Source organism: Ammoniphilus resinae, from assembly GCF_017873965.1.
Lineage (GTDB): Bacteria > Bacillota > Bacilli > Aneurinibacillales > RAOX-1 > Ammoniphilus_A > Ammoniphilus_A resinae.
In genome coordinates this window covers 191,134-206,913 of the sequence record NZ_JAGGKT010000004.1, presented here as the reverse complement: position 1 = coordinate 206,913, position 15,780 = coordinate 191,134, and the positions used below count along the sequence as shown (strand labels likewise).

The 15,780-nt window shown below is 35.8% G+C and carries 15 protein-coding genes and 2 pseudogenes; 14 read left to right on the top strand and 3 right to left on the bottom strand.

All coding sequences use genetic code 11. The annotated features are described in order from the left end of the window. The first annotated feature begins 120 nt into the window (after positions 1-120). From J2Z37_RS09600 to J2Z37_RS09585, 5 genes and pseudogenes are all read left to right on the top strand, one after another. The gene (locus J2Z37_RS09600) at positions 121-702 is read left to right on the top strand and encodes a TIR domain-containing protein (protein ID WP_209810035.1); all 582 of its coding nucleotides are present in this window, start codon (positions 121-123) and stop codon (positions 700-702) included. Positions 703-813: 111 nt separating this feature from the next. After that, on the top strand, positions 814-1,560 hold the full coding sequence (locus J2Z37_RS09595; protein WP_209810034.1) for a hypothetical protein: 747 nt from the start codon (positions 814-816) through the stop codon (positions 1,558-1,560). Between the two features lie 168 nt (positions 1,561-1,728). Next, positions 1,729-1,917 (top strand): annotated as a pseudogene (locus J2Z37_RS26230) (YhjD family protein); the annotation flags it as partial. Between the two features lie 89 nt (positions 1,918-2,006). Continuing rightward, the gene (locus tag J2Z37_RS09590) at positions 2,007-2,297 is read left to right on the top strand and encodes a hypothetical protein (protein WP_209810033.1); all 291 of its coding nucleotides are present in this window, start codon (positions 2,007-2,009) and stop codon (positions 2,295-2,297) included. Beyond that, positions 2,297-3,598 carry a hypothetical protein gene (locus J2Z37_RS09585; RefSeq protein ID WP_209810032.1) on the top strand — a complete coding sequence of 434 codons (1,302 nt, stop codon included), beginning with the start codon at positions 2,297-2,299 and terminating at the stop codon, positions 3,596-3,598. The genes J2Z37_RS09590 and J2Z37_RS09585 overlap by 1 nt, the downstream gene beginning before the upstream one ends. A gap of 151 nt (positions 3,599-3,749) precedes the next feature. On the opposite strand, the gene J2Z37_RS09580 is transcribed toward J2Z37_RS09585, so the two are convergent. After that, positions 3,750-3,893 (bottom strand): hypothetical protein, encoded by a 144-nt coding sequence (locus J2Z37_RS09580; RefSeq protein WP_209810031.1) that lies wholly within the window; start codon positions 3,891-3,893, stop codon positions 3,750-3,752. 150 nt (positions 3,894-4,043) lie between these two features. On the opposite strand from J2Z37_RS09580, the gene J2Z37_RS25500 reads away from it, so the two are divergent. The 5 genes from J2Z37_RS25500 (at position 4,044) to J2Z37_RS09555 (ending at position 7,545) form a co-directional block, all read left to right on the top strand. Further along, positions 4,044-5,240 (top strand): restriction endonuclease, encoded by a 1,197-nt coding sequence (locus tag J2Z37_RS25500; protein ID WP_245203690.1) that lies wholly within the window; start codon positions 4,044-4,046, stop codon positions 5,238-5,240. A gap of 176 nt (positions 5,241-5,416) precedes the next feature. After that, entirely contained in the window at positions 5,417-6,022 is a 606-nt protein-coding gene (locus J2Z37_RS09570; protein WP_209810030.1) for a hypothetical protein, read from the top strand. A 14-nt stretch (positions 6,023-6,036) separates the two neighbouring features. Next, positions 6,037-6,615 (top strand): hypothetical protein, encoded by a 579-nt coding sequence (locus J2Z37_RS09565; protein ID WP_209810029.1) that lies wholly within the window; start codon positions 6,037-6,039, stop codon positions 6,613-6,615. 1 nt (position 6,616) lies between these two features. Next, the gene (locus tag J2Z37_RS09560) at positions 6,617-6,922 is read left to right on the top strand and encodes a hypothetical protein (RefSeq protein ID WP_209810028.1); all 306 of its coding nucleotides are present in this window, start codon (positions 6,617-6,619) and stop codon (positions 6,920-6,922) included. Next, complete coding sequence (locus J2Z37_RS09555) at positions 6,919-7,545, top strand: hypothetical protein (protein WP_209810027.1); 627 nt, start codon at positions 6,919-6,921, stop codon at positions 7,543-7,545. The genes J2Z37_RS09560 and J2Z37_RS09555 overlap by 4 nt, the downstream gene beginning before the upstream one ends. Positions 7,546-7,871: 326 nt before the next feature. On the opposite strand, the gene J2Z37_RS09550 is transcribed toward J2Z37_RS09555, so the two are convergent. Further along, positions 7,872-8,468 carry a hypothetical protein gene (locus J2Z37_RS09550; protein ID WP_209810026.1) on the bottom strand — a complete coding sequence of 199 codons (597 nt, stop codon included), beginning with the start codon at positions 8,466-8,468 and terminating at the stop codon, positions 7,872-7,874. A 273-nt stretch (positions 8,469-8,741) separates the two neighbouring features. Between J2Z37_RS09550 and J2Z37_RS09545 the strand changes: the two genes are divergently transcribed. Continuing rightward, positions 8,742-10,373: a hypothetical protein gene (locus J2Z37_RS09545; RefSeq protein WP_209810025.1), complete on the top strand. Its 1,632-nt coding sequence runs from the start codon at positions 8,742-8,744 to the stop codon at positions 10,371-10,373. Between the two features lie 143 nt (positions 10,374-10,516). Here J2Z37_RS09545 and J2Z37_RS09540 read toward each other — a convergent pair whose 3' ends face one another. Continuing rightward, positions 10,517-11,371, bottom strand: coding sequence for a hypothetical protein (locus tag J2Z37_RS09540; RefSeq protein ID WP_209810024.1), 855 nt, complete (start codon positions 11,369-11,371; stop codon positions 10,517-10,519). A 409-nt stretch (positions 11,372-11,780) separates the two neighbouring features. Here J2Z37_RS09540 and J2Z37_RS09535 point away from each other — a divergent pair, with 409 nt between their 5' ends. From J2Z37_RS09535 to J2Z37_RS09525, 3 genes and pseudogenes are all read left to right on the top strand, one after another. Next, positions 11,781-13,508 (top strand): hypothetical protein, encoded by a 1,728-nt coding sequence (locus J2Z37_RS09535; protein ID WP_209810023.1) that lies wholly within the window; start codon positions 11,781-11,783, stop codon positions 13,506-13,508. Further along, positions 13,505-13,870 (top strand): PDDEXK family nuclease, encoded by a 366-nt coding sequence (locus J2Z37_RS09530; RefSeq protein WP_209810022.1) that lies wholly within the window; start codon positions 13,505-13,507, stop codon positions 13,868-13,870. The genes J2Z37_RS09535 and J2Z37_RS09530 overlap by 4 nt, the downstream gene beginning before the upstream one ends. Positions 13,871-14,057: 187 nt before the next feature. Continuing rightward, positions 14,058-15,621: pseudogene (locus tag J2Z37_RS09525) on the top strand (IS3 family transposase). Positions 15,622-15,780: the final 159 nt, after the last annotated feature.

The window sequence follows — 15,780 nt, the reverse complement described above, 5'->3', positions numbered from 1 at the left end:
CTAGTTGGAGTTATTTTCATTAGCCTATTATGGTTGATCATCCAGATATTCATATTGGTTCTTGGGATATTTAATTAATAATTAATATTTTGTCAAAAATTAAGAGGGGAGGAAAGCGAATTGACTAAACGCGAAATTTCAATTCCAAATGTATTTATTTCATACAGTTGGACTACACCAGAACATGAAGAATGGGTTCTAGAATTGGCTTCAAGGCTTATGGAGGAAAATGGTGTATCGGTTACACTGGATAAATGGGATTTGGTAGAGGGACATGACACCTATAAATTCATGGAAAGCATGGTTAACTCTCCAGACATCGATAAGGTATTAATCATTTGCGATCGAGGGTACATGGAGAAGGCCAATGCTGGACGTGGAGGAGTTGGTACAGAGGCCGCTATTATTTCACCAGAAGTATACACTCATAACCAACAAGAAAAGTTTATTCCAATTGTATCGGAGCGGGATTCACAAGGAGGTACTTATATACCGACTTTTATCAAAACGAGGAAGTACATTGATCTTTCCTCTGAAGAAACGTATGAGAAAGGATTTGAGGAACTACTTCGTAATCTTTATAATCGACCGTTGTATCGTAAACCTTCATTAGGTTCAGCGCCTGCGTTCTTATTTGAAGATGCTCCGATTCGTTATAAAACTACCAATGTAATTAAACAATTGCGCGATGCTATCGTTTGAAATAATCCAGCGCGATTTCGCAGTTTAACAAGTGAGTTTATTCATGCGTATTTTGATAGTATGGATCAGCTCCAAATTGATACAATGGAAGACCCATATGATCAACTGATCATGGATAGAATTAATGATACCCTTCCGTTGAGGGATGATTATGTTGAATTTTTGGAGCTTCTTTGTTCAGCCCATGAGTACGTTGATATTGAACCATTGATTAACTTTTTTGAAGATATTCAAAGGTTTACCTATAGTTCTGAAAACCAACAAAACACCCACAGCTATCAATGGGATCACTATAAATTTCTAATTCAAGAGTTATTAATTTATACAATTGCAGTCTTAATCGAAAATGGTCGTTATAAAGAAGCTGGAGAATTCCTTGATACCGAATTTTATATTAAGGACCGGCATGGTCATGCAGAATACAGCAACCTTAAGGTGTTCTATGACTATTTATACTCCCTTGATGAATACAGAAAACGTCGTCTTGACTCTAATTTGTACAGTATTACGGCAGATACTATGGCACATAGATCAACGTTGAGAAAGTATCCGAAACAAAAAATAGTGGATGCTGACTTACTTTTGTATTATACAGCTGTCCTTAAGGGACATGATTGGCCCTGGTTTCCACGTTTATATGTCTATGGTGGAACCAGCAATAGAATCCAAGTGTTGCACAGATTAAAGTCATTACGACATTTCGAAAAGGTCAAATACCTATTCGGTGTAAATTCTGTAGAGGAATTAAAAGCCTTGTTTAAAAACTTCAAACATGAACGACAAGGATACAGTGGTTTGCACTCAATACCTAATTTGCCATGGCAAATAAATCCAGATGAAGTTGGTACATTAAGTTAAAACCCAGCCGAAAAGCTGGGTTTTCTTGTGCTTTTATTTTCTCTATAAGCTGCTTGTCTACAAATTTCATCCGGGTCTTTCAACGTGATTTAAAATAGAGGATTCTGATTTGCATTTTCAAGAACCGTATATCCAATAAATAAATCAGGCTTTTAGAGGGTCGAGAAGGACTATATAAATACCAAAAAATCACTAAAGAAAATTGGTATTAAAATATATGAAGAAACCAGATCCGACACGGGTGTTGAATGGAATTACATTTATTGCGGGTATCATCATACTTTTGCCTATTTGACCCATGTACTAAAAACAGAGGTTAAGCGATTGGTGACTTTTTACCTCGGATGTTCGCTTTAAGTGTCACCAACCCTAATTAGAGGCAAACTCTTACAAACGAAACTTTATTATAATTAGCAGAATATCCTTTCGAAAATTAGGAGGAAGAAGTGAAAACAGTAAACGACATAGAGTCCATTATAGATAGTGGGATGGAGAATTTAGAAATTTTCAAGCTAGACAGAGATACGGCTTTACTAAACTTATTCGAGTATCATGAAAAAACGTGTAAACAATTTGCTAGTGAATTAGCATCGGACGATATAAGAAAGAGACATTCCGCTAGAAAATCTTTACAGAACTTGCCGGCTGTTTTGGAAATTATAACGGAGAAAATACTGCAAAAAAACACATCTAATAAAAAAATAATGAAGATAAATCTATTAATCTTGAAGATTTAATGAGTGATGCCTACATAAAAGCCAGCCAGTATCGGATAGCGGTGGAACTTTTTAAACCGTATCGGCAAGGAATATTTAACGCCCAAGTATTGAATGAAAAACCTAATAAAGAACGCATTAAATTCCAGTATAAAACTGAAAAAATTGCGGTCTTTGAGGCAATTAACGAGTATTTATTGCACGATTATAATAGTATAAAAGAGAAGTTATTTAGCGAAGCTGAAGGTGAATTAGCAAGAAAGTTAAATAAAAATAACGGATCTATTGAAGATCTCTCTAGTGGAATGGCAGAAATAAATATTAATACTTATTTTGATTTACCTAACGAATTGAAAATAGGGAAGTACACTATAGAACAAATAGAAAAATTTTGGATTCAAGTTATGACCGCAGTCTACCGGTGTCGTTTATATAATGATTTTCTGAAGGAAGAATCAGAACCACTTCTTTCAATTGTAGTAATAGATGAACTGCCCTGGAGTAATTCCAATTTAGAAGATGATACTATCCAAGGTTTAATTAATGATTTAACGTATGTTCCCAATGCAAAAGGTAGATTTACAACGTTAAGGACAGAACCATTTGTTCAGTTACAAGACGGGAGAAGAGTTCTCAGCCCTAGCCTAGCTTATACATATAATGCCTGTAGAAATGTTGTATCAGCATTATACAGGAAATACGGTAATCAAAAAGGCGAAGAGGATAATTCATCATTAAAAGAAGACTTTTTTATTTTAGAGTTACAATCCAAAATCAAAAAATATACCAATTTACTTACTTCAGCAAAGGTTCCTTTAAAAGAACCTTTGCCCGATGTTGATTTTGTAATATATGATAAAAAAACAAAATCTCTGGTTGCTCTTGAACTAAAATGGTTTACCGAACCAGCAACCTATATCGAGGTAAAAAATAAGGACTTAGAAATAGAAAAAGGACTAAATCAAATTATTGGATACAAGTCAGGAATACTCTGCAATCAGCAAGAGTTTATGTTGAATGCATTCGGAGAAAAACTGCCGGTTAAAAACTTAAAATGCTTTGTATTAACACGAATTACAGTGGGGAGTGGGCTGATTGATTCGATTTCTCAGGAAGATGAAAGGGTTATAAGTATTAGGATATTTTTAAAAGCCTTAGCCAATGCCCATGGTAACTTAGAATCCGCTGTGAATGCTGTATGTAAATATTTCCCCAAAGAAGGTACTCATTTTAAAATCACAAATGAAAAAAAATCAATCGGAAATTCAACTGTTTATTATCCGGCAATTTCTTTAGGTAAGAGGAAATTTAGTTTAGAATAATTCAGTAATTTATTGGCGACATTGTATCGATAGAGGGGCAATCTTTAAGCCTTCCCCTCTATCCTGATGTCTACAATATCCCCACGCCTAGCCAACAATGATTCTACTATTCCTTTAGAATGATCTACATAATGTACCCTGCCAACTTGATCTATTGGCGCATAATTGCGGCCACATCGCTTCTAAACTTTCTTTCTCTTTCAATCTTCTGCAAATCTAGTTCCAGATAGGCATGATCCAAGTCCCGTAAGTTAAGTTCATGATTGTTGTTATGTTCTGAGGGTTGATCCTGCATCCTGATCTCCACCTTCCTTTCAAATACAAGACACTCAATTTATATTCCACTTTCCATGTGCGATAACCTTCCAATACAGTAGTTCTTAGGTCACATAATTAGTAATTAATGGTAAGATAAAAATACAGAAATTGAAGGAGGGTATTTTTTATGAGCGAGTATAGATTGATAATGATTAAGTGCCCTCAATGTACGCAAAAAAATCGAATGGATATGACGAGAATATCCAAAGCTAAGTGCGGGGAATGCGGATCTTCATTAGTAGGTGGATTCAGTATCGTGACACTTAATTGTAGTAAATGCTCTCGTGAAAACCATCTGTATACGGTGGAAGTCAACCAGAATAGACGCTGCCGCTACTGTAAAGAGCCATTAATATATGATTCAGTACATACTTCCTCTCCGCAGGTTCCTGTAAACAATCCGTCTACCTTCTATGACCAAGGATGTAATTTCTGTGGCAAATCAGTAAATGAAAAATACAGAATAACAAATGATAGTTTGTTTGATTTTCAGTACGAAAAATATAAACCTGATTTTTGCGATGACTGCTTTCTTGAAGGTACTGCCAACAAGTGGATAGAGGAAAGGATATTGCAAGAAAGGAAACCTTTAAACCTACTTGAGAATGCGTTGGGATCTTTGTTCGGTGGGGTTTGGGTTGTAGGTGGAATTGGATTCGCCACTTATCATTTAGGCTTTAAAGATTCTCACCCGGAATACTACCCAATGATTCTAACCACGACTATTTTTCTAATCATCGTCTATTCCGTTATCAGCTTTTTAAAGGAGTTTCGAGTTAAGCCTAATAACGAACCAGCCAAAAACTTCGCGGCTAATGAACTTCGAGCTGCGAATGAAGAGAATTCGAGAGTGATTAAATGGATTCAAGACACGGAAAGAAAGCGGAAGTATCGAGAAAAGGTGGAACGGAGCGGAATAGACAGCATTGACCAAATGAGTGGTTTGGAGTTCGAAGAACGTCTGTATCACCTCTTTATTAGTTTAGGTTACCGCGTAGAAAAGACCCCTGCTTCCGGTGATCAAGGGGCTGACCTCATTATTTCGAAAGGAAATAAAAAAGCCGCTGTCCAAGCCAAGTGTTACTCTTTAAAAAGAAAGGTTTCGAACAAAGCTGTTCAAGAAGCTATTGCAGGTAAACAGTTTTATAAGTGTACAGATGCGTGGGTTGTTACAAACACTTATTTTACAGATCCAGCGATAGATTTAGCCAAAAAAACAGACGTGACTCTAGTAGATCGAAGTAAATTAATTAATTTACTCGATAAACAAGCGATTAAGAGCAGCGACATTCAGGATGAGCAACAAGAAATGGACTTTTCTTAAAAAAATAGAGAAGGGCCAAGATCCAGTAAAAATATAAAAATATATATATGTTGGGTTTAACATCGCGAGCTACTCACGGTAGATAATAAGGTTCTACCATTTTTTTATTTCTCATATTGTATTTTTTGGTAACATAGTATAGAATAATTACAAAATTAGAAACTGAGGTGATGAAGATGTTATCGCCTGAAGATATGCAAAAGATTTATCGTGAGATACATAAAAAACTAACGGAACCGTTTCCTGAAGGAACATTGGAAGCCCAGGAAAGAGATCCCAATAGTAAATATATTCCTGTTCAACCCTACATCCATCGTTTAGAAGAGGCTGCAGGCGTTCATTGGTCTTGGCACCTTACTGGTCCACCGGTGATATATGAAACAGAAGACCTTGTTCAAGTGACGGGAGTGCTGAAGATCCTTGATGCGGAGCGGGAGGGGGTAGGGTTTTCTAACCTCCAAAGATACTCAGATACAAAAAAGATTCGCAATCTAAAAGAAGCGATCCGTTCTGCAGGTTCAGATGCCCTGCGCGATGCAGCTGATAAATTTGAAATGGGTTGGAAAGATCTAGCTCCATTTCGGAAATGGGCAAAAAATCCTGGGGCCGGATTGGTTTCAGCTACACAAAGATCGTCAAGAGAGGAAAAAACTCAACAATGTATGCGATGTAAAGTACCTTTAAATCAAGAGGATATCAGGATGTTGGAAGAATTAAGTATTACCATGTTGTATTGTCAGGAACATATTCCAGCCCATTTAATACGAAATGCAAGAAAATAAGGAGTGAAACGATTATGAAAAGAAGGTTGATATATACTTGTTCGATGTGTTCTCACTACGATTCTAACCGCTCAATTTGCGTCTTAAACAAGCAAAATCGAATCGCGTACTCAACTAACTACGCGAAAAAATGCGTTGAAGAAGGACAGTTCGTTCGGTATATGCATGTATTACCAGATTCATATAATTATTACTCGCTTGACGAGGAAATACCAACAAACTGGGACTATGATTACTCAAAAATCCCCAAAGACAGCGATGGTAATCCTTTAGTTGTTCAAACCAAAAGAGGAATGGAGAAAGCTCTTCCGGCAAACGAATCCGTCCGTTTAGATAAAGGAAATGCAATCTTTGGTGTGCCTCGAATTCTTACTTATCAGGGACAACGTGAGGCGATCTATGAATTGGGAGTTGAGTTAGCACGCCTGGAGGCCGAGAAACAAGGAGTTGAACTAACGGTTCTTCAAGAAGAGGGAGGATCGATAGGGGTGATGGAGGATATTCGGGAATATTATTTAGATAATCCCGACATGAGGCACCATCATAAAGAAGATCGGTCATTCTTAAGTGACAAGCCGATAGGAGGTTGGTAGGATGGACTCTCCATTGCAATACACACGAAAAGAGGAAATTAATGATATCCGATCCAACATTATTGATGTCCTGGTCCGTTTATTCAAAAATTTAGATGACGTTGGTGCAGAAGTTCATATCCCGTATGAGAGGTATTACTTGCATTATGTCCCAAGAAAAGGGATGTGGGTTGATGGTTGTTTAGATCGGGTATTTGTAAAAGATTATAGATATGCTTCTGTTTCGTTAGGGGATAAGATTACAGCCTATGGTCATGTACCCTTCACGTGGTTAAAAAGCTTAGTTAATGGACAGGGCACACCATGAATGGTGGTTTAAAAGCAGCGATCCCGTTTACTATACTTCGATCTTTATGGGAAAGTGTCGAATCCTTTGCTAAAGGTAATGAGCTATCGGTATCCGAGCTGTTTGAGAGGATGGCCGAAGAACTTATTATTGAACCCAAACCTCTGCCCCTGAGACCCGGCCGGAGGGTTACAAGATATGGGAAGGCAGAGGTATATAAGGAAGAATTCCCTCTCATTCGCACATCTTTATGGTTGGACCCTGTGCTGCTGTCACAATTAAGATCGGTGTATGATCCTCTGTGTAAGAATCAATTTGGCGATGAGGCCGTCTTAGATTACACGACTCTGGTCCATACTGTTTGTTATCATATTTGTCAGAAACATGGTATATCGTATAATCAGGATTTTTTTGATGACAGTTACTTCCTTATGAAGTACACCTATCAAGATACGTATGGAGAGACTTTAGAAGCAATTAAAAAATTAGCAGAACTACTTGGGAAATCACCTACGGCAAGAGAATGGAATAAACACCGTCATCTTGTTAGGGGACCGTCTATGACCATTATTTTAAATTTATTTGATTCTTTCAAAGAGGCAAAATCGCTGGCTATGAGGGATTTAGAGGAGAAAAACAAATAATTATAAAAAAATAATTCCTTTTTTTATGCGTTGTTTGGCATAAACATAAAATTCTTATATACTTTAGTCAATGGCATATTTTAAAAAAATCGGGAGTACCGTTATCTAAGTCTTTGTATGGCTTATTAACTGTGCTCCCTTTTTGATAACAAGGAGGCTTTTTATGTTTGAAATTAAGCGTTTTATGGCTGATGAACCTTCTCAATATAGAATTGTTGGATTATTAATGGTTAAGCCGGAAATTGACTCCTTTACCGGTTCTCCAAGTATCTCGATGTTTTGTAAACTAGGCGACTTTACGAATCCAGTTAAATTTATGGATTATTTTATAGAAGCTCAACCAAGTCTGACAACTTCATGTCTAAGAACCAATTGATGTCCTCTGTCATTTTTACCATTGGGATATCTTTTAAGCTAATCGTTTCTTTCTCATAGTGGATGGTTACGTCAAAAACAACTTTGTTATCGGATATTTGCTTTGGCTCAGATAAAGACACTTCGCGTATTGTATTATTTTTAGAAATTAAAAGGGCGTATTCTTCAAGTTTCTTATCAATATCTTCAATTTCGAAGGATGTAAAATCTTCATGTGCAATCATTGGATTGATAAACCCACTTATGTGTTGTGCATTCCCTAGCTGCGCCTGTGCAAAGAAGGACATTAATCTTTCGTTAGGTATAGTGGCTTCCACTTTTTCGAATCGATGTGATTTTTCATCTACATATGGAATCAGGTTGGGATCGGTTAACCAATGAGGAGGTTTGTAATTTCCTTGTTTTGTATCTCCTACGACCCATCTTAGGGGTTCTTCAGCTTCAATATTAAGTACTTCTGGGTTGTTAGATTGGGGTGATTGTTTTAATAATAGATAACCACCAATCATTAACCAGCATCCTATAAAAATGATCAATGTTTTTTTCATATGTTCCTCCTTCCGAAAATAAAAAACACCGAAATAAGCCAAGAAAGGCTCCTTCGGTGCTCCCATTTTGATTGTTATAAAATTATATTTCTATTATATCACGTCTAGCATAACTGATTCTACTGTTTGAAGACTCCCTTTTAAGGGGGTTTTTATTTTTAACAAAAGTTTTTCTGCAGGGTATTTATTCTAACTATTAGAATAAATATGTGTATTACACTCATAACTTGTCTATAATTAAAGTAACGATAAAGTAATGATTGGGATGAACATATGGAAACCTTATTAAATACGAGCCAAGTATTAAAACTTTTATCGAAAGCAGGGATTACATCGAGCCGACAACAAGTTCTTAAGTGGGTTCGAGCAGAGCTAATCAGAGTAGAAAAGCCGTCATCAAAGAAGGAAGGATATTTATTTAAAGCCTCAGAAGTACGCCGTTTTATTATGGAACGAAAACCCCTCATTCCTGATGACTTAATAGAATTAGCAGAAAAGGCCGGAACTGAATACCTTGAAGGAATAGATGAAAGTAAAGATAAGGTAAAGTTAAAGAACAAAGAAATCCGTGATTTAAAAGAGAAGATCCACCAACTAGAACTGGACCTTTCCTCTTTAAGAGAAATAGATGGTAATAGTAAAGCAAGGTTAAAAGAACTTGAAAGCATGATTATAGTACTGAGAGAACAGCTAAACAATAAAGAAGTAGGGAATTTAAAGGAAGTAGAAGACAACTATGAGGAAATGATAAAACAAAAGATAGGTGAAATTGAATCCTTAAATAAGCAGATCGACACATTAATGAAAAATGAAAATAACAATAGGGGAATTATAAAACAAAAACAAGATGAAATTATTTGTCTAAAAAGGGAATTAGAAAGTAAAGATAAAGAAAATAAAAGGTTAATTGAACAAAAAGTTGTTAGCAAAGTTCCTCCTGAATGGGAGAAAAATTTAAGATTGAAAATAGAAGCTGAATATAAAGATCTGATTAAGAATTTGGAAGATGATCTTAAGTACTATAAAGAAGATAATAAAAAGATGCTCCAGCAGCTGTGGTATAAGCCTTTGCCATCTCCAGAAGAATCAGGCGAAATTACTTTTGTCCAATTCCAGCATCTCTGGAACAACCGGATTAAGAAGCGAATAGAAAAAGGTTGGCATGAAAGAAGAGTATTTTGGGATTTCGTGAGCCTTTATAAGAAGCAAGATGATATTCTTTCTTTTGATACCCACCGTTCGAAATTTGTATGCCCTTTTTGCGAAAAGCCATTTGTAAAATTGGTCACGATGCTTACTCATGCTGCCAATGAATATGCGGAATTGAAGGATGATGAGTGGAGTTCGTTAGGGGGGCGACAGGAGGCCAGGTTATTACACCGTGATAAATCAATTGAGGAGTTAACAGAGAAGTACCAACAAGAAATGGCGAAATTGATGGCAAACCCGGAGATAAATTGGAATACTTTTTTATTGCCGGTTATTTGGGCGTTGCGAATGAAAGGTGTGAACCACGCAGTCATTCCGGTCCCTGTGGAATTGATAAAAGAAGCAGAAGAAAAACGCCCCATTAGAATAGATTGGGAACAAGATGGAACGATTGTAGTTACTCCTTGTGTGATCACTGAAATCGTTAGAGACATTTCTTATGAAGATGAAAGGAAAAATGAGCTCGATTTTTTAAAAAGATATCTTTTTTTTGAGTTCTATGATCGGAAAAAAGATACTTACAAACCCCATCCATTCAAGAAAATTAAATTTACGGATTTCCATTATGAATATAACGGGGAAAAAATCCCCTTTGGAAAAGGCCAAGAAGTTCCAGACCCATATGATTTTGTGGAGCGGCTGCGGTTTAGTGAAGGGTATAACGAATATAAGAAAAGGCAGAGGAACAGATCCTGAAGGTATGAGAGGAGGGCAAACGGCACACGGATAGTTGTGGTGGTTTTTAAATTCTTTTGCCATCCAAACACTCCTCGATCGTCGAAATTTGTCGATAAAATGCTATAAAACGGACATTATGAAATTTATTTACATAATTAAAATTATGTTTTTCTCCATAAGAGAAGAGTTTGAATATAACATTGACCCCAAGCGTTATCATAACTACAGTGACCAGTAAAAGAAGGGGGGTCTCCATTAATGAATCCTTCATTGGATAATTCAGGATAATGCTCCAAAATATAATTTGCTGTCCAAATTCTGCAATCAAGTGGTCCCTTGTTTGTTTCACTTCCCGGGAGAAACTCAATAATATTTTTAGAAGGTATTACTTTATAAATCTCATAAAGTCCTTTATCAATTCTCCTAAATTCGAAATGGGGATCTTTAGGTTTTTTAAAATTTGAGAAAGTCCCGTCACCTTTTCTAGACTTGTTAGTTACTTTATGAAGCCCCTCTAAAGTAAGATATTTTATGAATTCATCTACTAAAAAACTAACTAATAGTGAGTGACCTGGTTTAATTGTTTCTAGTAATTTCAGTATTTCTTTCCAAGTGATGATTATCTCATCTGTTATCACATCAAATTTATTGCGGTGATTTTGTATTTGGGATGGCTCAAGTGCACCAGCAATCTTAATTTCAATAAGTACGGTGAAATTATCACCATAAATCCATAAATCTGGACGTGACGTATCCGTTCCTTGGAATGGTTGTTGAGGTATTATGTTTTCCTCGGAAGGGGTAATCCCTATGATAAAATTAAGAGGAACATGTTTATTAGGATTTTTAGCTTGGTCCATTTTAATATTGATTTCTTTATATAAGAGATCTTTTGAAAAATTTCCTATGATACCAGGAAGAAATTTTTCCAGAAGAGATTTATCTAGTGATAAAATGTTCATTAAAATATTAGTTACATGATCTTCCTTTTTGTTTTTGTATAGAAAGAGGTTCATTTCTCTTAACATCCTTATTTTTCTGTCTAGTAGCGCAAATATATAACATTAAGATAGCATAAAATCAATATATTTAGCCACTCTTGTAAGCATGTTTGTGTCATGATAGAAAGATCTAAGGAGTTTTTACCAAGCTTTAGGTGAAACAAATATGTTACTTAAAAAGAATATAGAATTCATAGGTATATAGTTGATGTATTTCTAATGCGATTATTTTAAAATATAATTGATTAAAAATGTATGTTATTTGAGGAGCAGTGTGCAGTCGCTGTTCCTTTTTTATTGAAGTAAGGACAGAACACAATAAAACAACGGACGGGTTTAACTATTCTTTCTTTTTTCTTTAAATATATAGTTTACGATCAGATGTTTGCGTTTTAAACTACAATTAAGAGGAGTTGAAAAATAAATGGGAAGTGTTAAGAAGACTACTGATCAATTCAAGGATGAAGTAAAGTCCCTGGTAGGATCCGAATATACTGTTCTAGGTGAGTATACCTATGCCTTATCAAAAATAAAAATGAAGCACAATCTGTGCGGATTTGAATACTCGGTAACACCTGCTCATTTTCTAACAGGCAACCGCTGTCCAAAATGTGCAGGGAAAATGACACGCACAACTAACCAATATAAAAAGGAAATCTTTGACTTAGTGGGAAACGATTATGCGGTTCTAGGAGAATATGAAAAGGCAGCGAAAAAAATTCTTATATGCCATAATTCCTGCGGGCACATGTTTGATGTGTCACCTAACAGTTTCTTGCGTGGGTCTAGATGTCCAAAGTGCTGGAGACTGCCTAAAAAAACAACTGAAGAATTTAAAAAAGAGATTTTCTCTATTGTTGGTGACGAGTACTCCGTTTTAGGAGAGTATAAAGGAGAATCTAAAAAAGTAAAGATTCAGCACAATGTATGTGGAAGCGTTTATGAAAAAGAACCTTCTGCGTTTATTAACCGCGGGGAACGGTGCAGAAAATGCTTTAGAGCCAGTTCATTAGAGGATTTTAAAAATAAGGTCCGAGAATTGGTTCAAAATGAATATATCGTGCTTTTGGAAGACACTCCATATATCTTTTTAACCAAAAAGGTTGATATGTTTCATACAACCTGTGGACATCACTACAAGGTGACCCCGGCCAATTTTTTAAAAGGTAGCCGTTGCCCTAGATGTGTGTTTAAACCAGATAAAACAACTGAACAATTTAAACAAGAGGTGTTTGACCTTGTTGGAGTTGAATACCAAGTTCTTAGTGATTATGAGGGAGCAGGTAAGAAAATAAAAATTACACATTTCTGTGGATATGAATATGAAATACGTCCTATTGATTTTCTAAAGGGGAGAAGATGTTCGAAATGTCAAAGAAAAGTTGCTGCCGATAAGGCAAGACGAACTCACGAACAATTTTTAGAGGAAGTAAAACAATTAGTTGGAGATGAATATACCGTTATAGGTAAATATTCTTCAGTGAAAGAAAAGGTTTTCATGCAACACAATCAATGCGGGTATAAATATTCTGTAACTCCATCTCACTTTTTAGGGGGGACTCGTTGCCCTAATTGTTTTGGGAAGATCAAAAAATCAACTGAAACTTTTATTGAAGAAGTTTTTAATCTAGTAGGTGATGAATATTCCGTTCTGGGTGAGTATAAGACAGCTCGGAAGAAGATTGAAGTAATGCATAATGATTGTGGCTATAATTACAATGTGGTACCCGATGCTTTTTTAAGAGGCAGTCGTTGTCCCTCTTGTTCTGGAAGAATTTCTAAAACAGATGAAGAATTTAGAAAAGAATTTTATGAAATAGCTGGAGTTGAATACGATCTTCTTAGTACATATGTAAATACTAATACATCCATAAAAATTAAGCACAATGTTTGTGGATATGAGTATGAGGTGAAACCATATAATTTCCTAAATGGATACGGATGTGGTGCTTGTGCTGGTGTTCTAAAAAAAGATACAGATACATTTAAAAAAGAAGTATTTAAGCTTGTTGGTGATGAGTATCAGGTGATAGGCGAATATGTTGGAGCAAGATCAGTCGTAAAAATGAAGCACATGCCATGTGGTTTTGAATATGACGTTATACCTACAAATTTTCTAAGGGGTAAAAGATGCTTTTATGTTCAAGGATGAGTAAACCAGAGAAAGAAATTTACCACCTTTTACTACAAAACAATATCGATTTTGAGATGCAAAAACGGTTTGATGATTTGAAACATGAGGATTATCTAAGATTTGATTTTTGTATTTATTTAGATAAAAAAATGTATCTTATTGAATATGATGGTCAGAATCATTTTAAGCCTGTTTTCTCTGAGGAAAGTTTCCAGATCACACAATTAAGAGATCAACTAAAGAATGAGTATTGCTTAAAAAACAATATTCCATTACTACGGATTCCGTATTATAAAAACCATGTGAAAGCCTTAATAAATTATTTCAATAAACAAGGATATCAACTAAATGATGTTGGAGAAGCCGAATTAATATTTTAGAAAATCGCCAAATTTAACGTAGCTATGGTATATATGGAATTCCGGGTTTCTTATAAAATGTGGAGTTTCTCCCGGTCTAAATGCTGCATAAAATGCTATAAAAAATGGTTGCGAATAAGTGATATGCTCCCAATAAGGTAGACAGATGAAATAATTAAAATCTGTTTGCTTTATTGGGGGTTTTTTCATGGCTAAGAAGAAGGGCTTTTCTGCTGAGGAAAAATATGAACTTATTTTAGCTTTTGATTCTAGAGAGTTTCCTGAACGGGAATTTAAATCTTATTATGGTGTAACTGCTTATGCTGTTCGAAAATGGAAATATCTTTTTGCAAAGTATGGGATGGAAGGTCTTCGAAAATCCAAAGGATGGAAATATTACTCGGAAGAACTTAAGTTAGACGCTGTTCAAGATTATCGATCTGGTAATTACTCGATGATGGAGGTTATCCTTAAATATAAGATTTCGAGTACTCCCTGTTGGAACAATGGTTAAAGATTTATAATGGTCATAGAGAATTAAAAGGAACAAAGAAAAGGACGGAAAACTCTATGACACATCGTAGATCCACCAACCTAGAAGAAAGAATTGAGATCGTTAAGTACTGTCTTAAACATGGAAAAGACTATAATCAGACTGCCCAAGAGTTTGACGTGTCCTACCAACAAGTGTACCAGTGGGTAAAGAAGTATATGGAACATGGACAAGAAGGGCTTGAAGATAAACGTGGTCGTCGCAAGGAAGAAAAAGAACTTACTTCAGAAGAAAAAATCCAACGAGGCATGAGACAGTTAGAACAAGAGAATGAGCGTTAACGTGCGGAGATTGCGTTCTTAAAAAAGTTAGAGTATCTCGAAAGGAGGCGTCAACGCTAAATCAAGTACGATTAACAGAAACTTATACTGCTATTCAAGAACTTCATCAAAAAGAGAATTTCCCCATTTTATTATTATGTGAGATTGCTAGAGTTTCACGATCTGCATACTATAAATGGCTTCACCGCCTTTCTTCTGAAAACGAAAAGTTAAATGAAAAGATTTTGACAGAGATGAAACGACTACATGAGGAATTAAAAGGGATTCTTGGATACCGTCGTATGGCTATGCATATGAGACGGTTATTTGATATGCCCATCAACAGAAAACGTATATATCGACTGATGAAAATGGCCGGTATCGAATCGGTTATTCGACGTAAACGCAAAAAGTATGTACGCTCTTCCCCTCAGCATATAGCTGAAAACCTATTAAATCGTGAATTTAAAGCTGAAAATCCTAACGAGAAATGGGTTACCGATGTTACAGAAATGAAATACGGCACATCTCAGAAGGCTTATTTAAGTGCAATCTTAGATTTATATGATGGTTCCATTATAAGTTATGTGTTAGGAACATCAAACGATAATCCTTTGGTAATGAAAACATTAGATCAAGCAATAGAAAAAGCACATGGGGCAACCCCGTTAATTCATAGTGATCGAGGTTTTCAATATACATCACATGAATTTAGAAGGAAAACGAAGAAAGCGAAGTTGAAACAAAGCATGTCCAGAGTAGGAAAATGCATTGATAATGGTCCAATGGAGTCTTTCTGGGGAACGCTGAAGTGTGAGAAATATTATTTAGACAAGTACGAAACATTTGAGGAACTAAAAAAAGCCATAGAGGATTACATACATTTTTATAATCATGATCGATTACAACTACGACTAAACGGCCTTAGCCCCTTAGAATACAGGGCTGAAGCCGCTTAGATAGTTTTATTTATTTCCACTGTCTACTTGACAGGGGGCAGTTCAAAGTGCGCAACCATTTTGTCTTGTTGAACTACCGATTCCCTTTAATTTAATAAGTTTGTTGGCCGTTCATAAACGGGAATCTCCCAACGATCTGGATCCTCTTCTTCCTCCTAT